Here is a 23,708-nt window from a genome sequence, read left to right as displayed (position 1 = left end):
ATATCACTGAAGCCCAACGCTAACAAATAGCACGACGACTAGTGGTTGCTTTATCACCAGCTTGCGAGACGTGTCACCTGTTGGCGCGCAATATTACGCGCAGCTGCATCCACCGCCAGCACCTCTTCCACGCTCTGTGGTTCGCGCAAATCCATCATCTCCAGTACCGCTAAATTCAACGCCGCGATATCGGTAAAACGAATTTGCTGATTCAGAAATGCTTCAACGGTAATTTCATTGGCTGCATTCAGTGCCGTTGTCGCCGCCTGCCCCTGGTCAAAGGCCGTCATCGCAAGCTTCAGACAAGGGTAACGGTCGTAGTCTGGCTCACTGAACGTCAGGGAACTTAGCTTGCAGAAATCAAGCGGCTTCACGCCGGACTTCACTCGATTCGGCCACGCCATGGAATGGGCAATTGGCGTACGCATATCCGGTTCGCCCAACTGCGCCAGCACGCTGCCATCCTGATAACGCACCATCGAATGAATCACCGATTGTGGGTGAATCAGTACTTCCATCTGTTTCGCTGACGCATTGAACAGCCAGCGCGCTTCAATGTATTCCAGACCTTTGTTCATCATGGTGGCAGAGTCAACGGAGATTTTACGCCCCATCGACCAGTTCGGATGACGGCACGCCTGATCCGGCGTCATGGCACGCAGTTCAGACAGTGGCGTTTCACGGAACGGGCCACCAGACCCGGTAAGCAGAATAGACACGACGCCATTCTGCTCCAGGTCAGCGTACCCCAGGTTCTGTTGAAAAGGTTGCGGTAAACTCTGAAAAATCGCGTTGTGCTCGCTGTCGACAGGCAAAAGACGCGCCTCGTGCTGCTTCACCGCCTCCATAAACAGGCGTCCGCAGGTCACCAGCGACTCTTTATTGGCCAGCAGAACGTCCTTACCGGCATCAATCGCGGCAAGCGTCGGCAATAATCCTGCCGCCCCGACGATGGCCGCCATCACCTGATCCACGTCATCCAGCGCCGCCATCTCGCAGGCTGCCTGTTGACCACTCAGCACCTCGGTTCGGCAGCCCTTCTCAAGCAGCTGTGCTTTCAGCAGGCGCGCGCTCTCTTCGTCATCCATCACCGCATAGCGGGGCGTAAACTCCAGGCACTGCTCAACCATTCGCTGCACATTCTTACCGGCCACCAGCGCTGTCACGGTGTAAAGTTCAGGATTATGGCGAACGACGTCGAGAGTACTGCAACCGATAGAGCCGGTTGAGCCGAGGAGTGTTAAATGCTTCATGAGATGCCCGAAAAGTTAGACCAGATAAAAGCAAAACGCCGCCAGCAAGACCCTAAGTCTCTCTGAACGGCGTTTATCAGTGTACGACAGAAATCAGAACTGCATCAGTTCCGCTTCTTTATCTGCCAGCGCCGCATCAATTTTCTTGATGGCAGCGTCAGTCATTTTCTGAATGTCGTCCTGGGAACGACGATCGTCATCTTCACTGATCTCTTTTTCTTTCAGCAGCGCTTTGACTTTATCGTTCGCGTCGCGGCGAACGTTACGCACGGAGACACGACCCTGCTCAGCTTCGCCACGCACCACTTTGATCAGGTCTTTACGACGCTCTTCGGTCAGCGGTGGCAGTGGAACGCGGATGTCAGCACCCGCAGAGCTTGGGTTCAGACCGAGGTCAGACGCCATGATCGCTTTCTCAACCGCCGGGCCCATAGAACGATCGAATACGTTGATTTTCAGCGTACGGGTATCTTCTACCGTCACGCTCGCCAGCTGACGCAGAGGGGTTGGCGTACCGTAGTACTCGACGATGATGCCATCCAGCAGGCTTGGGGAAGCACGGCCAGTACGGATTTTGCTGATTTGGGTTTTGAACGCTTCTACGCATTTTTCCATGCGTACTTCAGCATCTTTTCTGATGTCGTTAATCACGTTACGAATCCTTGAAAACTTGTCTCAGGCAGACTATCCGCCAGCACAGCGCTACAGGTGTGCTAAGTATAGTCGCGTTTAATTCATGACAACGCCAAAGGCGCGCCCGGGTAAGATACCACTACAAAATAAAGCGGAATCTTACCTGTATTTATCGTCAACGGAAATTATTCCGTGATCAAAGTGCCTTCTTTTTCGCCCATGACCACGCGACGCAGTGCGCCAGGTTTGTTCATGTTGAAGACACGAATCGGCAGTTTGTGGTCACGAGCCAGCGTGAAGGCGGCAAGATCCATCACTTTCAGCTCTTTATCCAGCACTTCGCTGTAGCTCAGCTGATCGTACATGGTTGCAGACGGATCTTTTGCCGGGTCGGCAGTAAACACGCCATCGACTTTGGTCGCTTTCAGTACCACATCAGCTTCGATCTCGATACCGCGCAGGCAGGCAGCGGAATCGGTCGTAAAGAACGGGTTACCCGTACCGGCGGAGAGGATCACCACGCGGTTGTTGCGCAGCAGGCTGATAGCTTCTGCCCAGCTGTAATTATCGCATACGCCATTCAGGGGGATCGCGGACATCAGGCGGGCGTTCACATAGGCGCGATGGAGCGCATCACGCATCGCCAGGCCATTCATCACGGTTGCCAGCATACCCATGTGGTCGCCCACAACGCGGTTCATCCCCGCTTTCGCCAGACCAGCACCACGGAAAAGGTTGCCACCGCCAATGACCACGCCAACCTGGATGCCCAGTTCGACCAGTTCTTTGATTTCCTGTGCCATGCGATCAAGGATGCTTGCGTCAATACCGAAGCCTTCCGATCCCTGCAGCGCTTCGCCACTCAGCTTAAGCAGAATGCGTTTGTACACGGGTTTTGCATTGGTAGCCATGTTTCTTTCCTGAGACTGTCAACGATTAAGATGGGGGTTAATTCTGGCGACATGATATGCCGCAAATCAGTACAGCGATACTGGAGCCTGTCTGATTTCCTGTGACGGGTGACAAAAAGAAGCCGCCCTCAGGCGGCTCCTTTTCAATCATTAAGACTGCTTGGACATTGCAGCAACTTCTGCTGCGAAGTCAGTCTCAACTTTCTCGATGCCTTCGCCCACTTCGAAGCGGATGAAGCCAGTTACGTCAGCGTTGTGCTCTTTCAGCAGCTGAGCAACAGACTTGCTTGGATCCATAACGAATGGCTGGCCAGTCAGAGAAACTTCGCCGGTGAATTTCTTCATGCGGCCTTCAACCATTTTCTCTGCGATTTCTTTTGGTTTACCAGACTGCATCGCGATGTCCAGCTGAACCTGGTACTCTTTCTCTACCACTTCAGCAGACACGTCTTCTGGCTTAACGAATTCTGGCTTGCTTGCAGCGATGTGCATTGCCAGCTGTTTAACCAGCTCTTCGTCAGCGCCTTTAGCCGCAACCAGAACACCGATACGTGCACCGTGCTGGTAAGAGCCCAGAACGTCGCCTTCCAGAGAAGCAACGCGACGGATGTTGATGTTCTCACCGATTTTAGCAACCAGCGCAACACGTTCTTCTTCGAACTGTGCTTTCAGAACTTCAACGTCAGTGATTTTGCCAGCAACCGCTGCGTCCAGAACTTTGTTAGCAAATGCCTGGAAACCACCATCTTTAGCAACGAAGTCAGTCTGGCAGTTAACTTCCAGAATGATGCCGTAGGTGCCGTCGATTTTAGTGATGATCACGCCGTCAGCAGCAACGTTGCCTGCTTTTTTAGCTGCTTTGATCGCACCGGATTTACGCATGTTTTCGATTGCCAGCTCGATGTCGCCGTTCGCTTCAGTCAGCGCTTTTTTGCAATCCATCATGCCTGCGCCAGTACGCTCGCGCAGCTCTTTTACCAGGGATGCGGTAATTTCAGCCATTCTTAAATCCTCGGGAGATGTGAACTGCCCGGCCGGGGGCCAAACAGTGTAAATTGAAAAAAGGGGCCGGTAATGGGCCCCTATTCATACACGGTACTAATAAGGGGTAAAACCTTATTATTCAGCTTCTACGAAGCTTTCTTCCGCCTGAGAAGCCAGATCCTGGGAACGGCCTTCACGAACGGTAGCAGCTACAGCGCTCAGGTACAGGCTAACAGCACGGATTGCGTCGTCGTTACCCGGGATAACGAAGTCAACACCGTCCGGATCGGAGTTGGTATCAACGATAGCGAATACCGGGATACCCAGGTTGTTAGCTTCTTTGATTGCGATGTGCTCGTGGTCTGCATCGATTACGAACAGCGCGTCTGGCAGGCCGCCCATATCTTTGATACCGCCCAGGCTGTTTTCCAGCTTGTCCAGTTCACGAGTGCGCATCAGCGCTTCTTTCTTAGTCAGCTTGTCGAAAGTACCGTCCTGAGACTGGGTTTCCAGATCTTTCAGGCGCTTGATGGACTGACGAACAGTTTTCCAGTTGGTCAGCATGCCGCCCAACCAGCGATGGTTCACGAAGAACTGGTCGCAGCTGTTAGCAGCATCTTTCACAGCTTCGCTTGCAGCGCGCTTAGTACCAACGAACAGAATCTTACCTTTACGGGAAGCGATCTTGTTCAGCTCAGCCAGGGCTTCGTTGAACATTGGTACCGTTTTCTCAAGGTTGATGATGTGAACTTTGTTACGTGCGCCGAAGATGAAAGGCTTCATTTTCGGGTTCCAGTAACGGGTCTGGTGACCAAAGTGAACACCAGCCTTGAGCATGTCGCGCATGGAAACAGTTGCCATGTTTAAAACCTCTATATTGAAAGTTGGGGTTATGCCTCCACGTATCCCATATTACCGACCCCGAAGGGCACCCCGGAATATGTGCCGATACGTGTGTGTTGTTACACAAAGTGAGATTTGTCGCTCCCGTCCAGCCTGTGTATCTGAGATGGATCGGAAGTCCGGCGCGCTTTATACCACAAAACACGACCAGAAACCAACAGTTGTTGGCGGAGTGTGCTGTTAATGATTCTCAATTTGGCACGAAGCGTGCCTGACTGATACCATTGACGACACTTAGACTAGTATTGTCGAAAAAATCGACACCGATGGACAGATTACATGGCTATCTCTATTAAGACACCTGAAGAAATTGAAAAGATGCGCATCGCCGGTCGTCTGGCCGCGGAAGTGCTGGAAATGATCGAGCCGTTCGTGAAGCCGGGCGTCAGCACCGGTGAACTGGACCGCATCTGTAACGACTATATCGTGAACGAGCAGCACGCGGTTTCCGCCTGCCTCGGCTACCACGGTTTCCCGAAATCCGTCTGCATCTCTATTAATGAAGTGGTGTGTCACGGTATTCCGGACGATGAAAAACTGCTGAAAGACGGCGACATCGTTAACATCGACGTGACCGTCATTAAAGACGAGTACCACGGTGACACCTCAAAAATGTTCATCGTTGGCAAGCCGACCATTCTTGGCGAGCGTCTGTGCAAAGTTACCCAGGAAAGCCTCTACCTGGCGCTGAAAATGGTGAAACCGGGTATTCGCCTGCGCACCATCGGCGCGGCAATCCAGAAATTTGTCGAAGCAGAAGGGTTCTCCGTGGTACGCGAGTACTGCGGTCACGGCATTGGCCGCGTCTTCCACGAAGAGCCGCAGGTTCTGCACTATGATGCCGATGACGGCGGCGTGGTGCTGCAAAAAGGCATGACCTTTACCATTGAGCCAATGGTCAACGCGGGTGATTACCGCATCCGTACCATGAAAGACGGCTGGACGGTGAAAACCAAAGACAGAAGCTTGTCTGCGCAGTACGAGCATACTATTGTGGTAACAGACAACGGCTGCGAAATTATGACGTTGCGCAAGGATGACACCATCCCGGCGATACTGACGCACGACGAATGATAAAAAGCCGGCAAATGCCGGCTTTTTTAATGGCTATAGCTTTTTCTTATGGGTGGCGCACGATGAGTAATCTTTTACCCGAACAGTATGCTAACACAGCTCTTCCCACCCTCCCCGACCAGCCCGATAACCCGGGCGTCTGGCCGCAGCACGAGCTGACTTGTGCCGGCATCAAGGCGCACATGGATGTCTTTCACCGCTGGCTGGGCAGCGCATTTGATGCGGGCATATCAGCAGAACAGCTGATTGAGGCGCGCACCGAATTTATCGACCAGCTGCTGCAGCGTCTGTGGATCGATTATGGGTTTGGACAAATCAGCGATGTTGCGCTGGTTGCCGTCGGAGGCTATGGCCGCGGTGAGTTGCATCCGCTTTCCGATATCGATCTCCTGATCTTAAGCCGCAAAAAGCTGCCGGACGAACAGGCGCAAAAAATCGGCGAGCTGCTGACCCTGCTCTGGGACGTAAAGCTGGAAGTCGGCCACAGCGTGCGTACCCTGGAAGAGTGTCTGCTGGAAGGGCTGTCGGACCTGACCGTTGCCACCAACCTGATTGAAACCCGCCTGCTGATTGGCGACGTCGCGCTGTTCCTGGAGCTGCAAAAACACATCTTCAGCGACGGCTTCTGGCCGTCAGAAAAGTTCTTCGCCGCGAAGGTCGAGGAGCAAAACCAGCGCCACCAGCGCTACCACGGCACCAGCTATAACCTTGAGCCCGATATTAAAAGCAGCCCCGGCGGCCTGCGCGACATCCACACGCTACAGTGGGTCGCCCGACGCCATTTTGGCGCCACCTCGCTGGACGAGATGGTTGGCTTCGGCTTTTTAACCGAGGCGGAGCGTAACGAGCTCAACGAGTGTCTGCACCTGCTCTGGCGCATCCGCTTTGCCCTGCATCTGGAAGTTACGCGCTACGATAACCGCCTGCTGTTTGACCGTCAGCTCAGCGTGGCGCAGCGGCTGAACTATCAGGGCGAAGGCAACGAGCCGGTTGAGCAGATGATGAAGGATTTCTTCCGCGTCACCCGCCGGGTGACCGAGCTGAACCAGATGCTGTTGCAGCTGTTCGACGAGGCCATTCTGGCCCTGACGGCCGACGAAAAGCCGCGCCCGATTGATGACGAATTCCAGCTGCGCGGCACGCTTATCGATCTCCGCGACGAAACGCTGTTTATTCGCGAGCCGGAAGCGATTCTGCGGATGTTCTATACCATGGTGCGCAACAGCACCATCACCGGGATCTACTCCACCACCCTGCGCCATCTGCGCCACGCGCGCCGCCATTTGACGGAGCCGCTGTGCTATATCCCGGAAGCCCGTTCGCTGTTCCTGAGCATGCTCCGCCACCCGGGTGCCGTCAGCCGCGGCCTGCTGCCGATGCACCGTCACAGCGTGCTGTGGGCCTATATGCCGCAGTGGTCGCATATCGTCGGGCAGATGCAGTTCGATCTGTTCCACGCCTACACGGTGGATGAACACACGATCCGCGTGATGCTCAAGCTGGAAAGCTTTGCGAAAGAAGAGACGCGCTCCCGCCACCCGCTGTGCGTCGAGCTGTGGCCGCGCCTGACCCATCCGGAGCTGATCCTGATTGCCGCCCTGTTCCACGACATCGCCAAAGGTCGCGGCGGCGACCACTCGGTGCTCGGCGCGCAGGACGTGCTGAAATTTGCCGAGCTGCACGGCCTGAACTCACGTGAAACGCAGCTGGTGGCCTGGCTGGTGCGCCATCACCTGCTGATGTCGGTCACCGCCCAGCGTCGGGACATTCAGGACCCGGAAGTCATTAAGCAGTTCGCGGAAGAGGTTCAGACAGAAAACCGCCTGCGCTATCTGGTCTGCCTGACGGTGGCCGATATCTGCGCCACCAACGAAACGTTATGGAACAGCTGGAAGCAAAGCCTGCTGCGCGAGCTGTACTTCGCCACCGAAAAACAGCTGCGTCGCGGGATGCAGAACACGCCGGATATGCGCGAGCGCGTGCGTCACCACCAGCTGCAGGCGCTGGCGCTGCTGCGGATGGATAACATTGATGAAGAGGCGTTACATCAGATTTGGGCCCGCTGCCGCGCCAACTATTTTGTCCGCCATAGCCCAAACCAGCTTGCGTGGCACGCGCGGCATCTGCTCAAGCACGATCTGTCCCAGCCGATGATCCTGCTGAGCCCGCAGGCCACCCGCGGCGGGACGGAGATTTTCATCTGGAGCCCGGACCGCCCTTATCTGTTTGCTGCGGTCTGCGCCGAGCTGGACAGGCGTAATTTGAGCGTGCACGACGCGCAGATTTTCACCACCCGCGACGGCATGGCAATGGACACCTTTATTGTGCTGGAGCCGGACGGCAGCCCGCTGTCGTCAGACAGGCATGAAGGGATACGTTTTGGTCTGGAGCAGGCGATCACCCAGCGCAGCTGGCAACCCCCGCAGCCGCGTCGCCAGCCGGCGAAATTGCGCCACTTCACCGTGGATACCGAGGTCAATTTCCTGCCCACCCACACCGATCGTAAATCGTTCCTTGAGCTGATCGCGCTCGACCAGCCGGGGCTGCTCGCCCGCGTCGGCCAGGTTTTTGCCGATCTGGGAATTTCGCTTCATGGAGCCCGAATTACAACCATTGGCGAGCGAGTAGAAGATTTATTTATAATCGCCACCGCCGACCGGCGTGCCCTTAATAATGACCTGCAGCTTGAAGTGCAACAACGGTTGACAGCAGCCCTCAATCCAAACGATAAAGGGTGATATGTTTTTTAGTGAAATGGAAAGAGTAAACAATGCAGCAGTTACAGAACGTTATTGAGTCCGCTTTTGAGCGTCGCGCCGAGATTACCCCGGCAAATGTGGATACCGTGACCCGTGAAGCGGTAAACCAGGTGATTTCCCTGCTGGATTCCGGCGCGCTGCGCGTGGCAGAAAAAATCGACGGTCAGTGGGTCACTCATCAATGGCTGAAGAAAGCCGTGCTGCTCTCTTTCCGCATCAACGATAACCAGGTTATCGACGGAGCAGAAAGCCGCTACTTCGATAAAGTGCCAATGAAGTTCGCTGACTACGACGAAGCGCGTTTCCAGAAAGAAGGTTTCCGCGTGGTACCGCCTGCGGCAGTGCGCCAGGGCGCCTTCATCGCACGTAATACCGTGCTGATGCCATCCTACGTGAACATCGGTGCCTACGTTGACGAAGGTACCATGGTCGACACCTGGGCAACTGTCGGTTCCTGCGCGCAGATCGGTAAAAACGTTCACCTGTCCGGCGGCGTGGGCATCGGTGGTGTTCTGGAGCCACTGCAGGCTAACCCGACCATCATCGAAGATAACTGCTTCATCGGCGCGCGCTCTGAAGTGGTTGAAGGCGTGATCGTGGAAGAAGGCTCCGTGATCTCCATGGGCGTTTACATCGGCCAGAGCACCCGTATTTACGATCGTGAAACCGGCGAAGTGCATTACGGTCGCGTTCCGGCGGGCTCCGTCGTGGTGTCCGGCAACCTGCCGTCAAAAGATGGCAAATACAGCCTGTACTGTGCGGTTATCGTGAAGAAAGTGGATGCGAAAACGCGTGGTAAAGTGGGCATCAACGAATTGCTGCGCACCATCGATTAATCGGGTATAACAAAAAGCGGGGGCAACCCCGCTTTTTTTATATCTGAGGGTGGCGAAAATAGATTTTTTCGTTAATTATTCAAAGGTTATGTTGAGATCAAGGGTACCGCTATGTACGATAATCTGAAAAGTCTGGGCATTACCAATCCTGATGAAATTGATCGTTACAGCCTCCGCCAGGAAGCCAACAACGATATTTTGAAAATCTATTTTCACAAGGACAAAGGAGAGTTTTTCGCCAAAAGCGTGAAGTTTAAATACCCACGCCAGCGTAAGACCGTTGTTGCTGACGGTGTAGGACAGGGATACAAAGAAGTACAGGAAATCAGCCCTAACCTACGCTATGTGATCGATGAACTCGATCAGATCTGCCAGCGCGACCGCACCGAAGTCGATCTCAAGCGTAAGATCCTTGACGACCTGCGTCACCTTGAAAGCGTTGTTACCAATAAGATCAGCGAGATTGAAGCGGATCTTGAGAAGTTAACCCGCAACAAATAAGCCGTTTTATTGCCCGGTGGCGCTTCGCTTACCGGGCCTACGAACGCATGTAGGCCGGGTAAGGCGAAGCCGCCACCCGGCAAACAGCATCATCTCTGTTCATCCAACTGCAGCGCCACATACAGCAGTAGCCTGTCGTCGAAATTCCCCAGATCCAGCCCCGTCAACTCTGAAATTCGGTTTAATCGATACTCCAGGGTATTGCGGTGGATAAACAGCGCTTTTGACGTCGCCAGCGGCTGCACGTTATGACGGAACCACGCCTGCAGGGTCCGGCGCAGAAGGCCGTTATTGTCCATGGCTTTCAGGCGCGCCAATGGCCGCGCCAGCTCATTGGCCTGCCAGCCACCGCGCAGGCTGTCGAGCAACACCGGCAGCATCAGGTCCTGATAAAAATAACTGCGGCTCTCCGGCATTCGCTGCTTGCCCACCATCATGGTGGTGCGTGCGGTACGCCAGGAGCGGGCGATACTGCCCGGCCCGGTAAAGTAGTTGCCCAACGCAACACGAAAACGCAGCTGACCATTCTCCTTCATTCGGGCGATCAGCAGCTCCACGCGACGACGATGATCGTCCGCATCCCAGCGGCCGAACGCATTAAGCGCTGGTTTGAGCACCACCATTTCCGTCAGAGAAACGATCGCCACCAGGTTATCGCGCTCCGGCGTCGCCAGCGCATTTTGCAGCTGCTGCAGTTCGGCCATCGCGCTGTCTACGCCCAGCTGACCACTATCGACTTCAATCACCGCTACCACGCGCGGCTGGTTCAGATCGATCCCCAGACGCTGCGCCCATTCGCTGAGCGCAGGCGTATGCTCTTCCGCCTGAATAAGATTCATCACCAGCTCCTCACGCAGGCGGCTGTCCTGAGCGAGCAGGTGCATCAGGCGCGACTGCTCGAGCATCATCTCCGCCGTCATGCAGACCAGCTCACCGTATTTTCGCAGTGACTCGGGCTCGCCGGTGAGACCGATGACCCCCACAATCTCGCCTTCAAGGCGCAGCGGTAAATTGATGCCCTGACGGACGCCGTGCAGGTGTTTCGCTACCGCATCGTCGATATCGACCACGCGCCCCTGAGAGAGCACCAGCAGCGCGCCTTCGTGCAATTCCCCAATACGCTCGCGATCGCCGCTGCCAATAATGCGCCCGCGGGCATCCATTACGTTGATATTGGTATCAATGATGCGCATGGTGCGCGCCACGATATCCTGCGCCATTTTGGTATCAAGATGCCAGCCAGCCATAGAACCCTCCTGTGAGCAGAGCTCAAGCATAGGGATGTTCAGCGACGGCTGCATTGTGCGAATGCACAAAGAGAGAGGAAGAAGTATGGACTTGTGGGAAGGGTCACAGAAACGAGAAAGCCCCTGCGAACAGGGGCTTCAGAGGATTACTGCATCAGCAGGTAAATAGAGGTATCACCACGCTGGATATTCAGCGCCAGCACGGAAGGCTTGCTGTCGAGAATTTTACGCAGTTCAGCGATATTTTTCACCGGCTGCTGGTTAGCGCCCATGATCACATCGCCTTTCTTGAGGCCGATACGGGCTGCCGGTGAATTCGCTTTCACGTTGTTCACCACCACGCCTTTGTCTGCGCCTTTGTTGCTCATCTCGGCACCTTCAATCCCGCTGAAGATGGTGCTGGAGTCCACCTGATTCTGGCTGCTCTGCTGCAGCTCCAGGCTCACGTTAACCGCTTTACCGTCGCGCAGCAGACCAAGGGTCACTTTGCTGCCGATAGGCATAGAGCCGACTTCCGCACGCAGGGCGGCAAAGCTGCTGATTGGTTTACCGTTCAGGGAGGTGATCACATCCCCCGCTTTAATGCCCGCTTTAGCGGCAGAGGAGTTCGGCATCACCTGGCTGACGAATGCCCCGCGCTGGGCGTCAACCTTCATCGCCTTCGCCAGTTCGGAGTTCAGTTCCGTACCCAGGATACCCAACTCACCGCGTTTCACCTGGCCATACTGCACCATCTGCGCGGTCAGGTTTTTCACCATGTTACTTGGGATAGCAAAACCGATCCCGATATTGCCGCCGTCCGGGGCAAGGATCGCGGTGTTGATACCGATCAGTTCGCCGTTCAGGTTGACCAGCGCACCGCCGGAGTTACCGCGGTTGATCGCCGCATCCGTCTGGATGAAGTTCTCATAGTTCTCGGCATTGAGGCCGCTACGGCCCAGCGCAGAGACGATACCCGAGGTCACGGTTTCACCCAGACCGAACGGGTTACCGATCGCCACGGTATAGTCGCCCACGCGCAGCGCGTCGGAGTCGGCAATTTTAATCGCCGTCAGGTTTTTCGGATCCTGAATCTGGATCAGCGCGATGTCAGAACGCGGGTCTTTGCCGACCACTTTGGCATCAAACTTACGGCCATCGCTCAGCTGAACCTTAATGCTGTTCGCGTTATCGACAACGTGGTTGTTAGTGACGACATAGCCTTTCGCTGCATCAATGATTACCCCCGAGCCAAGCGCCATGAATTTCTGCTGCTGGCCGCCGCCCTGGCTGTCATCCCCTGCGCCACCGCCCTGACAGAACGGAGAGCTCTGGAATGGCGAACCGTCCTGGCAGAACGGCGAGTTGTCGCCGAAGAACTGCTGGAAGTTACGCGGCATGCGCGGCGTATTGACGGTCGTGCTACCCTCAACGTTAATACTCACCACCGATGGCATCACTTTTTCGAGCATCGGTGCCAGGCTTGGCATCTGCTGCGCGGTTGCTGCCGACGACGCGGTCTCGGCTGCAGTAGCAGTCAGAGGAGACAGCGCTAAACCTAAACTCAGAGCCAGTGCACTCATTGCTAATGTGGTTTTTTTCATGTTTCTCAATCTCGATTTACAGGTAACGCAAAATTGCTGTGTAACTCAGATTCGTTTTATACCGCTTAGTTCCGGCGATAAGTTTATGGAAAAGGTAAAAATTTATTGGCCGTCTTTACAAAACTCAGGCGTTATTCCACCGCCATCAGCTTGCGATATTCATCCCAGGCATACAAATCCGTCATGCCGCTGATATAGTCCTGGATAAGACGGCAGCGATAATAATATTCCATCACCGGCCACTGGGGAGAATGACGATCCAGCTTGCCAATCGCTTCGACATACGCCAGACGGTGTCGGGTAGAGAGTTTCTGATAAAGTCGGGATTCGATGGGGATGCGGCGCACGCGCTCGTGTTCCACCAGCTCGCTGAATTCGTCGACGGACAGCTGGAGCAGCGGGGCATAAATTTCCAGTAACCCGCTGATCACCCGGTAGCCCTGCAGCTCTAACTGTTCGACATCCGGATGGCTGAAGACATGCCGCATCGCCACATGTTTATAAAGCTCGAGGAGCTGGCTGAAACTGCTGTCATCTTCCAGTAGCGCATGGTTGAATTCCCCGTTGAAAATCAGCGGTAAATTATCAATAAAGCGCGACGCCGCGTACGGCACCAGCTTATTTAATGTATTGACCCGCAAATACATAAAGAACTGATCTTCCGTACTGCGGCTTAATGTATTTGAGCGCGATTTATCCCAGGCATTTTCGACAACCTGCGCAAACAGCGAGCCTTTTTCATGGGTGCCCCAGGCCGTATAAAGATGCTGATAAAGCTCCTCGACGCTGAAGATTCTTTTCTCAACCGCGTCTTCCAGATCGGCCACGCAATAGGAAATATCATCGGCGGCTTCCATAATCCAGGTCAATGGAAAGCGGCCGTTTGGCGTCAATGAAAGTTCTTTACGTAGCCGTTCAATATAGGCCTCTTCGGAAAGATAATAGCCCGGTTTTTTCATTAAATAACTGTGGGACGCGGGCGTCTCCCCCATCCACCACGCGGGGCGTGTATATTTCAGAATGCAGCCGACCTGTGCCCAGGTCAGGTTCATACGCATCAGGGAGTGGACCAGCCGGATCCCCTGCGCGTTGCCCTCAAAATGACAGAGATCCTGGCGCACCTTGCGGCGCAAATCGTTCAGCCCCTCTTCGCCTTCACGCAGGCGTAAATCGCGTACGATGCAGCGGTCGTCGCTCAGCGGCTGGCTTACCGCATCCGAAGGGTAAAGCCGTTGTTTAAACCAGTCATTGATTGCCGCCTCACCAAAATGACCGAAAGGCGGGTTGCCGATGTCATGCATCAGGCAGGCCATCTCAACGATGCTCTCAAAAGGCCCCGTCAGCTCGTCCAGACCATAGGTTTCCAGCAAGCGCTGCTCTTTGAGACGGCTCAAAATCTCTTTAGCTATATAGCGCCCGACCTGCTGCACCTCCATAGAGTGGGTTAAGCGCGTGCGCACCGCGGCGTTACGCTCCAGCGGAAAGACCTGGGTTTTTTGCTGCAGACGGCGGATGGCGGGCGAGTTAATGATCCGCCCGCGATCGCTTTCGAAGATACGCAGGATCTCATGTTCGCTCTTGTCGCCCTGCGGCGAACGGAAACGTCGGTGCCAGTTAATTTTGGTGCGAAAATCGATTGGTGACATGTGCTCCCCCGCGTGAGAATGCGTTTCCCCTTAACCGCATGATAGACTATGCATCTTAACAAGGCACATCGCGAGTAAATCTATGAAAATCGGCATTATTGGTGCAATGGAAGAAGAAGTTACGCTCCTGCGTGACAAAATTGAGAACCGTCAGACCCTCTCTCTGGGGGGTTGTGAGATCTATACCGGTCAGCTAAACGGTGTTGACGTGGCTCTGCTGAAATCAGGCATCGGTAAAGTCGCTGCGGCGCTGGGTGCCACCCTGCTGCTTGAGCGCTGCAAGCCGGACGTCATCATTAACACGGGCTCGGCGGGCGGCCTGGCGCCAACGCTGAAGGTGGGCGATATCGTTGTTTCCGACGAAGCGCGTTACCACGATGCTGACGTCACCGCGTTCGGTTACGAGTACGGCCAGCTTCCGGGCTGCCCGGCAGGGTTTAAAGCGGACGACAAACTGATTGCGGCGGCAGAGACCTGCATTGCGGAGCTCAACCTCAACGCGGTACGCGGTCTGATTGTCAGCGGTGATGCGTTCATCAATGGTTCCGTGGGTCTGGCGAAAATCCGTCATAACTTCCCTCAGGCGGTGGCCGTTGAGATGGAAGCGACTGCGATTGCGCACGTTTGCCATAACTTCAACGTACCGTTCGTGGTGGTTCGCGCCATCTCTGACGTGGCAGACCAGCAGTCCCACATCAGCTTCGACGAGTTCCTGACCGTTGCAGCAAAACAGTCCACCGTGATGGTGGAACGCCTGGTGCAGAATCTGGCACGTGGCTAAACATACCCTCAGGGCGCTTGCCGCCCTGCTTCTGCTCGCCCCGCTGTGGCTCTATGCTGTACCGCGCGTGATTACGCTCTCTCCCGCCAATACGGAGCTGGCGTTTGCCGCCGGCATTACGCCCGTCGGCGTGAGCAGCTTTTCCGATTATCCGCCGCAGGCCGCGGGGATTGAGCAAGTGGCTACCTGGCAAGGGATGAACCTTGAGCGCATCGTGGCGCTGAAACCGGATCTCGTGCTGGCCTGGCGTGGCGGCAACGCCGAGCGGCAGGTCAACCAGCTCACTTCCCTTGGCATAAAGGTCATGTGGATTGATGCCGTCAGCATTGAACAGGTCGCACAGGCGCTACGCGCCCTGGCACCCTATAGCCCTACCCCCCAAAAAGCCGAGGCTGCGGCGAAACAGATGCTGAGCGACTATGCCGCGCTGAAATCCCGATACGATACCCCTGTTAAAAAGCGCATCTTCCTGCAGTTTGGCAGCCAGCCGCTGTTCACCACCGGAAAAGGGTCGATTCAAAACCAGGTGCTGGAAGTTTGTGGCGGTGAAAACATCTTTGCAGCCAGCCGGGTGCCGTGGCCTCAGGTAAGCCGTGAGCAGGTTCTGGCGCGCCAGCCACAGGCCATCGTCGTGGTCGGAAATGCGAGCGAAATTCCCAAAATTGAGCAATTCTGGCAAAAGCAGCTAAAAATACCGGTAATACCCCTCAACAGCGACTGGTTTGAACGCGCCAGCCCGCGTATTATCCTCGCCGCAAAACAGCTCTGTGCCGCGCTGGCAGAGAGTCACTAACATAAGACCCTTTTCGAGGATTTAACGATGCTCGTTTATTGGCTGGATATTCTTGGCACAGCCGTTTTTGCTATCTCCGGCGTCCTGCTCGCCGGAAAACTACGCATGGATCCGTTTGGCGTGCTGGTGCTGGGCGTAGTGACCGCCGTGGGCGGCGGGACAATCCGCGATATGGCGCTGGCGAATGGCCCGGTGTTTTGGGTGAAAGATCCGACCGATCTGGTGGTCGCGATGGTCACCTGCCTGTTAACCATAGTGCTGGTTCGCCAGCCCCGCCGATTACCAAAATGGATATTGCCGGTACTGGATGCCGTCGGTCTGGCCGTGTTTGTCGGTATTGGCGTCAATAAGGCGTTTAATGCGGGCACCGGTCCGATGGTGGCGATCTGCATGGGCGTATTAACCGGCGTAGGCGGCGGGATCATTCGCGACATTCTGGCACGTGAGGTGCCGATGATCCTGCGTACTGAAATTTACGCAACGGCCTGTATTGCGGGCGGCATTGTCCACGCGACAGCGTACTACACGTTTGCACTTCCGCTGGAAAACGCCGCGATGCTGGGGATGGTCGTGACGCTGGTGATACGTTTAGCGGCAATACGCTGGCACCTGAAGCTGCCGACGTTTGCGCTGGATGAAAATTCAAGATAGGCGTCGTTTATAAGCCCGGTGGCGCTTCGCTTACCGGGCCTACAATCCGCATTCAGGCTTAAATGCTGAACGAAGAACCACACCCGCAGGTGCTTGTTGCGTTCGGGTTGGTGACCACAAAGCGCGAACCTTCCAGACCCTCGGTGTAATCCACCGAACCGCCCACCAGATATTGCAGGCTCATCGGGTCAACCACCAGCGCAACGCCCTGTTTCTCGATGGTCATATCGCCATCGTTAACCTGATCGTCAAAGGTAAAACCGTACTGGAAGCCGCTGCAGCCGCCGCCGGTAATATAGACACGCAGTTTCAGATCCGGATTGTCTTCGTCGGCAATCAGGGTTTTCACTTTGTTGGCTGCTGCTTCGGTAAACTCCAGCGGCAACGCTACATCATCACTCATCTTATGCTCCCATGAATACTGCTACTGCTATTGGGTAAAATTCACCCAATTCTTTGTGTCATTATCTAATACCCTGGTAATTCATTCAAGTATTCTGCGTTGCGGCCCGCTCCGCCTCTTGTTTTGCCAGAGTACGCGCAAGAATGGTGGAGTATAGCGGTTTTCCACCCAGGAACTGGGCTAATAGTGTCGCGCCGAGACAGGTAATGATCATTGGCAAAATGAGCTGGTAATTATCCGTCATCTCCAGCACCAGCACGATCCCGGTCAATGGCGCGCGCAGGGAGGCGGCAAGCAGCGCGCCCATTCCGGCCACCGCAAAGGTCCCGGCGTCAAGGTGATAGGCGGGAAAGCCCGCTTCCGCCGCCATACCAAACGCGGTGCCCAGCAAGGTTCCCAGCGCCAGCATCGGGGCGAATATCCCGCCGGGCGCGCCGGAGGAAAAACAGAGCACCGTCGTGATGACGCGGGAGATAAACATAAACAGCAGCAGACCCACGCTAAAGTTCCCCGCCGCCGCAATGGGGATCAGCCCGAACCCGCCGCCAGCGGCATTCGGCTCGATAAACCCGAGCACGCCGCAGATTCCGCCCAGCAGGCCCCCCATCAGCACCCATTTGGTCGTATTCCCACCGTGAATACGCTGGAACATATCCTGAACGCGTAAGATAAAGGTATTAAACAGCGGCCCCACCACGCCAAAAATCATGCCGAGGATCAGGTAAAGCCACAGGGTGTTCACCGGCGCGTTGGTCAGTTTACCTACCTCAATGACCGCCCCTTCGCCATTAAAGAGGCGAAACACGATGCTCGACATAATGACGCCGGTAAACACCGCTTTAATGGAGATCAAGTTGTAGCGAAACTGCGCGCGCATCTCTTCGATGATAAACAAAATGCCCGCCAGCGGCGCGTTAAAGGCCGCCGACAGCCCCGCCGCTGCACCAGTTGCCAGCAGCGTATGGCGCGCTTCGGCGCTGCGCATCCGAAACAGATCGCCCACCATGCGGCCGACGTTCCCGCCCAACTGAACCGTAGGCCCTTCCCGGCCAAGAACCATCCCCGCGCCCAGCGTACCCATGCCGCCGATAAATTTCACCGGAATGACACGCCACCAGCGCACCGGACGCAGCTCCTCCAGCGCCCCTTCAATTTCCGGGATGCCGGACCCACCCGCCTCCGGCGCAAATTTACGCACCAGGAAATACCCCACCATGGCAAACAGCGCCGACAGCCCGAACGCCGCAACCCAGACCAGCCATCGGCTGTCGGCGAAACCGGCCACGGTTCCCACTCGCCAGTTGAGCACGGCATTAACCGCTTTTTCAAATGCCACGCCCACCAGACCGGCGAGTGTTCCCACCACGGCAGCGGCCAGCAGGATCGCCAGCGGCGTTTTATCGCGATTGAGCAGCCGTCGAATACTGATTCGATGCTGGGCGCGCGTAAACTGTTGTTCTTCAAAAGACGGAGAATCTGATTTCATGTCCTGTACTTATTCATCATACAAAAAGCCGCGAGGATTTTACCAGAGACAGCCCCACCGTCTCCTGAAAATTACTTAACAAATCTTAAAGCATTACCCGGCTAAAAATTTCATAACCTTCCCCGAATCACTTAGAATAGTGGGCTTAATCATTTTATACGAACCAGGAACGACGCCATGAGCAAGTCTGAAAACCTCTACAGTGCAGCCCGCGAGCTTATTCCGGGTGGCGTGAACTCACCTGTGCGCGCCTTTACCGGCGTGGGCGGCACGCCGCTGTTTATCGAACGTGCTGACGGCGCGTATCTGTATGATGCCGATGGCAAAGCCTATATCGATTATGTCGGCTCCTGGGGCCCGATGGTGCTGGGGCACAACCACCCGGCCATTCGCAACGCGGTGATTGAAGCCGCTCAGCGCGGCCTGAGCTTCGGTGCGCCAACTGAAATGGAAGTGAAAATGGCGGAGCTGGTCACCGAGCTGGTCCCGACCATGGACATGGTGCGCATGGTGAACTCCGGTACCGAAGCGACCATGAGCGCCATCCGCCTGGCGCGCGGCTTTACCGGTCGCGACAAGATTATCAAGTTTGAGGGTTGCTACCACGGTCATGCGGACTGCCTGCTGGTGAAAGCGGGTTCCGGCGCGCTAACGCTCGGCCAGCCAAACTCACCTGGCGTACCGGCTGACTTCGCGAAGCATACCCTGACCTGCACCTACAACGATCTGGACACCGTTCGCGCGGCGTTCGAGCAGTATCCGCAGGAGATCGCCTGCATCATCGTTGAGCCAGTTGCGGGCAACATGAACTGTATCCCACCGCAGCCTGACTTCCTGCCGGGCCTGCGCGCCCTGTGCGATGAGTTCGGCGCGCTGCTGATCATCGACGAAGTGATGACCGGCTTCCGCGTGGCGCTGGCGGGCGCACAGTCTTATTACGGCGTGGAGCCGGACCTCACCTGCCTGGGTAAAATCATCGGCGGCGGCATGCCGGTTGGCGCATTTGGTGGGCGTAAGGACGTCATGGAAGCGCTGGCACCCACCGGCCCGGTTTACCAGGCGGGCACGCTCTCCGGTAACCCTATCGCGATGGCGGCGGGCTTTGCTTGCCTGACCGAAGTGGCTCAGCCAGGCATCCACGAAACCCTGACCGACCGGACCACGCAGCTGGCAAACGGCCTGCTGGAAGCGGCAGAGGAAGCCGGTATTCCGCTGGTGGTTAACCACGTGGGCGGCATGTTCGGGATCTTCTTCACCGAGGCGAAAACCGTGACCTGCTATCAGGACGTGGTGAAGTGCGACGTTGAACGCTTCAAGCGCTTCTTCCACCTGATGCTGGAAGAAGGCGTATACCTGGCACCGTCAGCGTTCGAAGCGGGCTTTATGTCCGTGGCGCACAGTGAAGAAGATATCAATAACACCATTGACGCGGCGCGTAAGGTGTTTGCGAAACTGTAAGATGTGCGGCTTGATGCCCTCACCCCAACCCTCTCCCACGAGGAGAGGGAGCAAACACTAAAACGGCAATCTAAGGATTGCCGTTTACTTTTATTACCGACTCTGCTTTCTCAACAGATAAATAAAATACGGCGCACCGATAAAGGTCGACAGCAGACCCGCCGGGATCTGATACGGGAACAGCACCATTCTTCCGCACCAGTCCGCAAACACCAGCATCACCCCGCCCGTCAGGGCCGACATCACGATATGCGGCATCGTCCGGCGGAACCCCATCATTCTGGCAATGTGCGGCGCCATTAGCCCCACAAAACTCAGCGGACCGATCGTCATGGTCGCCGTCGCCGTCAGGCACGCAGCGAGCAGCAGCAACGCGATACGCGCTGGCGTCAGCGCCATTCCCACCGCGCGCGCGGTTTCCCCGCCGAGCGGCAGAATGGTCATCCAGCGACGGCACAGCGGTACCATCGCCAGCAGTACGATCATCACGATCCCGGACCCGATCGCCTGGCTGCCGGTCGCGCCGTACGTTGAGCCGGATATCCAGGTCAGGATCTTCGCCATACGCGGATCGCCGCTTGCCTGCAGCATCATCAGCAGCATCGTGAATGCGGTGCTGAGCGCCATCCCCGCCAGCAGCATACGGTGCGGTGAAAACCCGCCTCGACCAGCGGCAATCAGGATAATCATCAGCGTAACCGCCGCCCCGAGACTGCCGGCAGGCATCAGCCAGCCAAACGCATTGCCCGGCACGAAAAACAGCATCAGCACCACGCCAAAGGCAGCGCCAGAGCTGATCCCGAGCACTTCCGGGCTCGCCATCGGGTTGCCGGTCAGACGCTGAATAATGCAACCTGCCACCGCCAGCATCACGCCTGCGATCAGCGCAGCGAGGATACGCGGCCAGCGCCACTGCAGCAGGGCGTTGAGTAAATCACCCGTTGCCCAGTGCCAACCCGCGGCATCGCGTCCGAATGAGAGCGCCGCGAACGAGGCGATAATCAGCACCGCCAGCCCGACAAGGCTAAACCACAGTACCGACTGACGCTCAGTATGGACTTTATCGCCCGCATCCATCGCCGGTGCGCTCATGCTGCGCAGGCGCGGAAGCAGCCACAGGAGCAGCGGCGCCCCGATCAGCGCGGTGACCGAGCCGGTGGAGACTTCACGCCAGACCTGCGCCAGCCAGAGAATAAGCTGATCGGAAAGCCAGAGGATCAGCGCCCCAATCAGCGGCGCCAGCATCAGACGCGCCAGCAAGCGACGCGCTCCGAGCATCTTCGCCAGCAGCGGGGCAAACAGGCCGATAAACCCGATGATGCCGACCGCGTTCACCAGCAGGGCGCTCAATACAATCGCCAGCGTCAGCGCCGCCAGGCGAGCCAGCGACAGCGCCAGCCCCAGGTTGCGCGCCACGCCATCATCCAGTCCCATCAGCGTCAGAGGACGCAGGAGCAGCAGCGTCAGCACAACACCGCCAGCCAGCTGCGGCCACAGGCGCTGCACCACGCTCCAGTCGGTCTGGGTCAGCGTCCCGGTACTCCACATGAACATGCTTTGCAGCTGATCGTGGTGGAACAGAACCAGCAACTGGTTGATCGCCCCACAGTACAGGCTGACCACCAGCCCGGCCAGAATCAGCGTCACCGGGGAAAGGCGTTTACCCCAGGCCACGCCAAAGACCAGCGCGCCCACCGCACACGCTCCGGCAAGTGCCGCAAACTGCGAGGTTAACGCTCCCGGCAGCGCCCACAGCGTGGTGATAGTGATCCCAAGCTGTGCGCCGGTCGCGACGCCGAGCGTGGTTGGCTCCGCCAGCGGGTTACGTAACACCTGCTGGAACAGCACGCCCACCAGCCCTAAGCCGGCACCGACTAAAAGGGAGATTGCCAGACGCGGCAGCAGGCTGTAGTGGAACAGCATCTGCTGAATATTGTCGATATCCGGCGAGGCCAGCGCGGCTCCCCATTGCGCGCGCGGTAACGCGGCAGAGAGGTTGAACCCGGTTAACGCCAGCGCGGCAAGAAAAATCAGCATCAGCAGAAGCGCCGGGAAACGGGCAATACGCGTACTCATGCTTTACCTCCCAGGGCGTTATCCAGCACGCGGGCAAAATGCATCGCCGAGAGCGTCGCGCCGTAGAACCAGACCGCCGGAGCGCGCTGGAAGCGCCGCTCACGGACAAACGGCATCGCCTGCCAGAGCGGGGTCGCCATCAGGGTTTGCATGTCGCGCTCGTTGCCGTGATCGAAGCACAGCACATCCACATCGCGAAACGCCGCGAGGCGATCGATACCCACAGCGGTACTGCCCCAGAACGTCATCTCCCCTTCCCAGGCATTACGAATACCAAAACTGTCGAGGACTTCCTGGAACAGGCAGTTTTTACCGAAAACCAGCATATGGCGGGCATCCAGCAGCGTCACCATCAACAGCGGACGATCGCCCCGGTGAGCAAAACGCGGCTTCAGAGCGTCAATCAGGGCATCGAATTCGTCGAGATGTTTTTTAGCCTCCGCTTCCCGGTTGAGGAAATGCGCCATCTCGTTAACCGACTTTTTCGCCATCGCCAGTGGTTTTTTACCGTCGCTGAAAGCGAATCCACGTCCGGGCGCAATGCGCGCCATGGTCTCTTCTGACGGACCGTAGCCCGCGGACCAGAACAGGAACGACGGTTTCATCTGGGTGAGCAGCTCGAGGTTTGGCTCCGTCCGCAGGCCGACGTCGATTACCGATTCCGGCAGCTTCGGCTCGTTCACCCAGAGGTTATAGTTAGGAATGTCCGCCACGCCGTAGGGCGTGACGCCGAGCGCCATCATCAGCTCGACCGGCAGCCACTCCAGCGCAACTATGCGGTGCGGATCGACGGCGGCGGCACGCGCCGTATTCATTTTTAACAGCAGCGGTGAGAGGGCCATCGCCGTCAGCAGGCGACGGCGGCTAATGCGCATGTTGTCGAGCATCAGTAGACGAAGCTCACCGGTGCAGCCCCGGCCGGGTGAGGCAGAATACCCATCGGAATACCATAAATATGTTCCAGCGTTTCGCTGCACATCAGCTCGGACGGCGTTCCCTGCGCAATCATTTCGCCGCCGCGCAGCGCAACAAGGTAGTCGCAATAGCGCGCCGCCATGTTGATGTCATGCAGCACCGCAATCACCGTCAGACCACGCTGCTGGCTTAAGCGGTGCACCAGCGCAAGGACATCGACCTGATGGGCGATATCGAGCGCGGAGGTGGGTTCATCAAGGAGCAGGCAGCGGCTGTCCTGGGCCACCAGCATCGCAATCCACGCGCGCTGGCGTTCACCGCCGGACAGGCTATCCACCAGACGGTGCGCCAGCGGCTTCAGCCCGACCAGCGCAATCGCCTCTTCCACTTTCTCTCTGTCGGCCACGCCGAAGCGTCCAAGCGCGCCATGCCACGGATAACGCCCAATCGCCACCAGCTCTCGCACCGTCATCCCCTCCGCCTGCGGCAGCTGCTGCGGCAGATACGCCACTTTGCGGGCAAACGCTTTGCTGCTCCAGCTCTCGAGCGGTTGGTCATCCAGCAGAATGTCGCCTTCTGACGGCGGCTGATGGCGTCCCAGCATCTTAAGCAGCGTGGACTTACCGGAACCGTTGTGACCAATCAGGCCAGTGACTTTACCTGCGGGGAACGTCAAAGAGAGCGGATGCAGCAAGGTGCGCCCGGGTACGCGAAAGGAGAGATGGTTGAGCGTAAAGGTGGTGTCGGGTTGCGTTTGATTATCCTGCATATCAGCCAACTTAAATAAAAAGGGCACGGCGAACCGTGCCCAGACA

At 56.7% G+C, this 23,708-nt stretch carries 21 protein-coding genes; 8 read left to right on the top strand and 13 right to left on the bottom strand.

Translation table 11 applies throughout. The annotated features are described in order from the left end of the window. Positions 1 to 53: 53 nt before the first annotated feature. The 5 genes from ispC to rpsB all read right to left on the bottom strand — a co-directional run bounded on the left by ispC (position 54) and on the right by rpsB (position 4,642). Positions 54 to 1,253 carry a 1-deoxy-D-xylulose-5-phosphate reductoisomerase gene (ispC, locus tag V1572_RS06895; RefSeq protein WP_395299811.1) on the bottom strand — a complete coding sequence of 400 codons (1,200 nt, stop codon included), beginning with the start codon at positions 1,251 to 1,253 and terminating at the stop codon, positions 54 to 56. A gap of 93 nt (positions 1,254 to 1,346) precedes the next feature. Beyond that, positions 1,347 to 1,904 carry a ribosome recycling factor gene (gene frr, locus V1572_RS06890; protein ID WP_008501909.1) on the bottom strand — a complete coding sequence of 186 codons (558 nt, stop codon included), beginning with the start codon at positions 1,902 to 1,904 and terminating at the stop codon, positions 1,347 to 1,349. A 167-nt stretch (positions 1,905 to 2,071) separates the two neighbouring features. Further along, on the bottom strand, positions 2,072 to 2,797 hold the full coding sequence (gene pyrH, locus V1572_RS06885; RefSeq protein ID WP_008501910.1) for a UMP kinase: 726 nt from the start codon (positions 2,795 to 2,797) through the stop codon (positions 2,072 to 2,074). A 150-nt stretch (positions 2,798 to 2,947) separates the two neighbouring features. Continuing rightward, on the bottom strand, positions 2,948 to 3,799 hold the full coding sequence (gene tsf, locus V1572_RS06880; RefSeq protein WP_014830708.1) for a translation elongation factor Ts: 852 nt from the start codon (positions 3,797 to 3,799) through the stop codon (positions 2,948 to 2,950). Positions 3,800 to 3,916: 117 nt separating this feature from the next. Next, positions 3,917 to 4,642 (bottom strand): 30S ribosomal protein S2, encoded by a 726-nt coding sequence (gene rpsB, locus V1572_RS06875; protein ID WP_013095653.1) that lies wholly within the window; start codon positions 4,640 to 4,642, stop codon positions 3,917 to 3,919. A gap of 321 nt (positions 4,643 to 4,963) precedes the next feature. On the opposite strand from rpsB, the gene map reads away from it, so the two are divergent. From map to V1572_RS06855, 4 genes are all read left to right on the top strand, one after another. Beyond that, positions 4,964 to 5,758, top strand: a complete 795-nt coding sequence (map, locus tag V1572_RS06870) for a type I methionyl aminopeptidase (RefSeq protein ID WP_045907833.1) — start codon at positions 4,964 to 4,966, stop codon at positions 5,756 to 5,758. Between the two features lie 62 nt (positions 5,759 to 5,820). Then, positions 5,821 to 8,496, top strand: coding sequence for a bifunctional uridylyltransferase/uridylyl-removing protein GlnD (gene glnD / locus V1572_RS06865; protein ID WP_325819262.1), 2,676 nt, complete (start codon positions 5,821 to 5,823; stop codon positions 8,494 to 8,496). Between the two features lie 32 nt (positions 8,497 to 8,528). Continuing rightward, positions 8,529 to 9,353, top strand: coding sequence for a 2,3,4,5-tetrahydropyridine-2,6-dicarboxylate N-succinyltransferase (gene dapD / locus V1572_RS06860; RefSeq protein WP_008501915.1), 825 nt, complete (start codon positions 8,529 to 8,531; stop codon positions 9,351 to 9,353). Positions 9,354 to 9,464: 111 nt separating this feature from the next. Continuing rightward, positions 9,465 to 9,854: a DUF3461 family protein gene (locus V1572_RS06855; protein WP_008501916.1), complete on the top strand. Its 390-nt coding sequence runs from the start codon at positions 9,465 to 9,467 to the stop codon at positions 9,852 to 9,854. Positions 9,855 to 9,943: 89 nt separating this feature from the next. Here V1572_RS06855 and cdaR read toward each other — a convergent pair whose 3' ends face one another. The 3 genes from cdaR to dgt form a co-directional block, all read right to left on the bottom strand. After that, entirely contained in the window at positions 9,944 to 11,101 is a 1,158-nt protein-coding gene (cdaR, locus tag V1572_RS06850) for a DNA-binding transcriptional regulator CdaR (RefSeq protein WP_045907831.1), read from the bottom strand. Positions 11,102 to 11,247: 146 nt separating this feature from the next. Beyond that, positions 11,248 to 12,684, bottom strand: coding sequence for a serine endoprotease DegP (degP, locus tag V1572_RS06845; protein WP_025756813.1), 1,437 nt, complete (start codon positions 12,682 to 12,684; stop codon positions 11,248 to 11,250). Between the two features lie 131 nt (positions 12,685 to 12,815). Beyond that, positions 12,816 to 14,330 (bottom strand): dGTPase, encoded by a 1,515-nt coding sequence (dgt, locus tag V1572_RS06840; protein ID WP_048225692.1) that lies wholly within the window; start codon positions 14,328 to 14,330, stop codon positions 12,816 to 12,818. A gap of 82 nt (positions 14,331 to 14,412) precedes the next feature. Between dgt and mtnN the strand changes: the two genes are divergently transcribed. From mtnN to V1572_RS06825, 3 genes are read left to right on the top strand one after another with little or no spacing between them, the layout of a single operon-like run. Continuing rightward, the gene (gene mtnN, locus V1572_RS06835; RefSeq protein ID WP_262796730.1) at positions 14,413 to 15,111 is read left to right on the top strand and encodes a 5'-methylthioadenosine/S-adenosylhomocysteine nucleosidase; all 699 of its coding nucleotides are present in this window, start codon (positions 14,413 to 14,415) and stop codon (positions 15,109 to 15,111) included. Beyond that, positions 15,104 to 15,904 carry a vitamin B12 ABC transporter substrate-binding protein BtuF gene (btuF, locus tag V1572_RS06830; protein WP_111967245.1) on the top strand — a complete coding sequence of 267 codons (801 nt, stop codon included), beginning with the start codon at positions 15,104 to 15,106 and terminating at the stop codon, positions 15,902 to 15,904. The genes mtnN and btuF overlap by 8 nt, the downstream gene beginning before the upstream one ends. A gap of 27 nt (positions 15,905 to 15,931) precedes the next feature. Further along, positions 15,932 to 16,555 carry a TRIC cation channel family protein gene (locus V1572_RS06825; protein ID WP_045907828.1) on the top strand — a complete coding sequence of 208 codons (624 nt, stop codon included), beginning with the start codon at positions 15,932 to 15,934 and terminating at the stop codon, positions 16,553 to 16,555. Between the two features lie 58 nt (positions 16,556 to 16,613). On the opposite strand, the gene erpA is transcribed toward V1572_RS06825, so the two are convergent. Together erpA and clcA are read right to left on the bottom strand one after the other, a co-directional pair. Then, complete coding sequence (erpA, locus tag V1572_RS06820; RefSeq protein WP_013095643.1) at positions 16,614 to 16,958, bottom strand: iron-sulfur cluster insertion protein ErpA; 345 nt, start codon at positions 16,956 to 16,958, stop codon at positions 16,614 to 16,616. An 85-nt stretch (positions 16,959 to 17,043) separates the two neighbouring features. Further along, entirely contained in the window at positions 17,044 to 18,444 is a 1,401-nt protein-coding gene (gene clcA, locus V1572_RS06815) for a H(+)/Cl(-) exchange transporter ClcA (protein ID WP_325842029.1), read from the bottom strand. 177 nt (positions 18,445 to 18,621) lie between these two features. On the opposite strand from clcA, the gene hemL reads away from it, so the two are divergent. Further along, positions 18,622 to 19,902, top strand: coding sequence for a glutamate-1-semialdehyde 2,1-aminomutase (gene hemL, locus V1572_RS06810; protein WP_395299810.1), 1,281 nt, complete (start codon positions 18,622 to 18,624; stop codon positions 19,900 to 19,902). A gap of 93 nt (positions 19,903 to 19,995) precedes the next feature. Here hemL and fhuB read toward each other — a convergent pair whose 3' ends face one another. The 3 genes from fhuB to fhuC are packed head-to-tail and all read right to left on the bottom strand — an operon-like array spanning position 19,996 to position 23,662. Continuing rightward, complete coding sequence (gene fhuB / locus V1572_RS06805) at positions 19,996 to 21,978, bottom strand: Fe(3+)-hydroxamate ABC transporter permease FhuB (protein ID WP_395299809.1); 1,983 nt, start codon at positions 21,976 to 21,978, stop codon at positions 19,996 to 19,998. Continuing rightward, positions 21,975 to 22,865 (bottom strand): Fe(3+)-hydroxamate ABC transporter substrate-binding protein FhuD, encoded by an 891-nt coding sequence (fhuD, locus tag V1572_RS06800; protein ID WP_395299808.1) that lies wholly within the window; start codon positions 22,863 to 22,865, stop codon positions 21,975 to 21,977. Before fhuD ends, fhuB begins: the two co-directional genes overlap by 4 nt. Beyond that, complete coding sequence (fhuC, locus tag V1572_RS06795; protein WP_048028464.1) at positions 22,865 to 23,662, bottom strand: Fe3+-hydroxamate ABC transporter ATP-binding protein FhuC; 798 nt, start codon at positions 23,660 to 23,662, stop codon at positions 22,865 to 22,867. The genes fhuD and fhuC overlap by 1 nt, the downstream gene beginning before the upstream one ends. Positions 23,663 to 23,708 lie beyond the last annotated feature (46 nt).

It is taken from the genome of Enterobacter quasiroggenkampii (assembly GCF_043972695.1).
GTDB classification, from domain to species: Bacteria; Pseudomonadota; Gammaproteobacteria; order Enterobacterales; family Enterobacteriaceae; genus Enterobacter; species Enterobacter quasiroggenkampii.
This window is presented reverse-complemented; position numbering and strand designations above follow the sequence as displayed.

Coding starts and splice junctions, on each gene's coding strand:
- clcA (WP_325842029.1), bottom strand. CDS start 18,444: ATGAAATCAGATTCTCCGTCTTTTGAAGAACAACAGTTTACGCGCGCC.
- glnD (WP_325819262.1), top strand. CDS start 5,821: ATGAGTAATCTTTTACCCGAACAGTATGCTAACACAGCTCTTCCCACC.
- pyrH (WP_008501910.1), bottom strand. CDS start 2,797: ATGGCTACCAATGCAAAACCCGTGTACAAACGCATTCTGCTTAAGCTG.
- dgt (WP_048225692.1), bottom strand. CDS start 14,330: ATGTCACCAATCGATTTTCGCACCAAAATTAACTGGCACCGACGTTTC.
- map (WP_045907833.1), top strand. CDS start 4,964: ATGGCTATCTCTATTAAGACACCTGAAGAAATTGAAAAGATGCGCATC.
- tsf (WP_014830708.1), bottom strand. CDS start 3,799: ATGGCTGAAATTACCGCATCCCTGGTAAAAGAGCTGCGCGAGCGTACT.
- fhuB (WP_395299809.1), bottom strand. CDS start 21,978: ATGAGTACGCGTATTGCCCGTTTCCCGGCGCTTCTGCTGATGCTGATT.
- degP (WP_025756813.1), bottom strand. CDS start 12,684: ATGAAAAAAACCACATTAGCAATGAGTGCACTGGCTCTGAGTTTAGGT.
- cdaR (WP_045907831.1), bottom strand. CDS start 11,101: ATGGCTGGCTGGCATCTTGATACCAAAATGGCGCAGGATATCGTGGCG.
- rpsB (WP_013095653.1), bottom strand. CDS start 4,642: ATGGCAACTGTTTCCATGCGCGACATGCTCAAGGCTGGTGTTCACTTT.
- mtnN (WP_262796730.1), top strand. CDS start 14,413: ATGAAAATCGGCATTATTGGTGCAATGGAAGAAGAAGTTACGCTCCTG.
- hemL (WP_395299810.1), top strand. CDS start 18,622: ATGAGCAAGTCTGAAAACCTCTACAGTGCAGCCCGCGAGCTTATTCCG.
- fhuD (WP_395299808.1), bottom strand. CDS start 22,865: ATGCTCGACAACATGCGCATTAGCCGCCGTCGCCTGCTGACGGCGATG.
- erpA (WP_013095643.1), bottom strand. CDS start 16,958: ATGAGTGATGATGTAGCGTTGCCGCTGGAGTTTACCGAAGCAGCAGCC.
- V1572_RS06825 (WP_045907828.1), top strand. CDS start 15,932: ATGCTCGTTTATTGGCTGGATATTCTTGGCACAGCCGTTTTTGCTATC.
- V1572_RS06855 (WP_008501916.1), top strand. CDS start 9,465: ATGTACGATAATCTGAAAAGTCTGGGCATTACCAATCCTGATGAAATT.
- fhuC (WP_048028464.1), bottom strand. CDS start 23,662: ATGCAGGATAATCAAACGCAACCCGACACCACCTTTACGCTCAACCAT.
- ispC (WP_395299811.1), bottom strand. CDS start 1,253: ATGAAGCATTTAACACTCCTCGGCTCAACCGGCTCTATCGGTTGCAGT.
- dapD (WP_008501915.1), top strand. CDS start 8,529: ATGCAGCAGTTACAGAACGTTATTGAGTCCGCTTTTGAGCGTCGCGCC.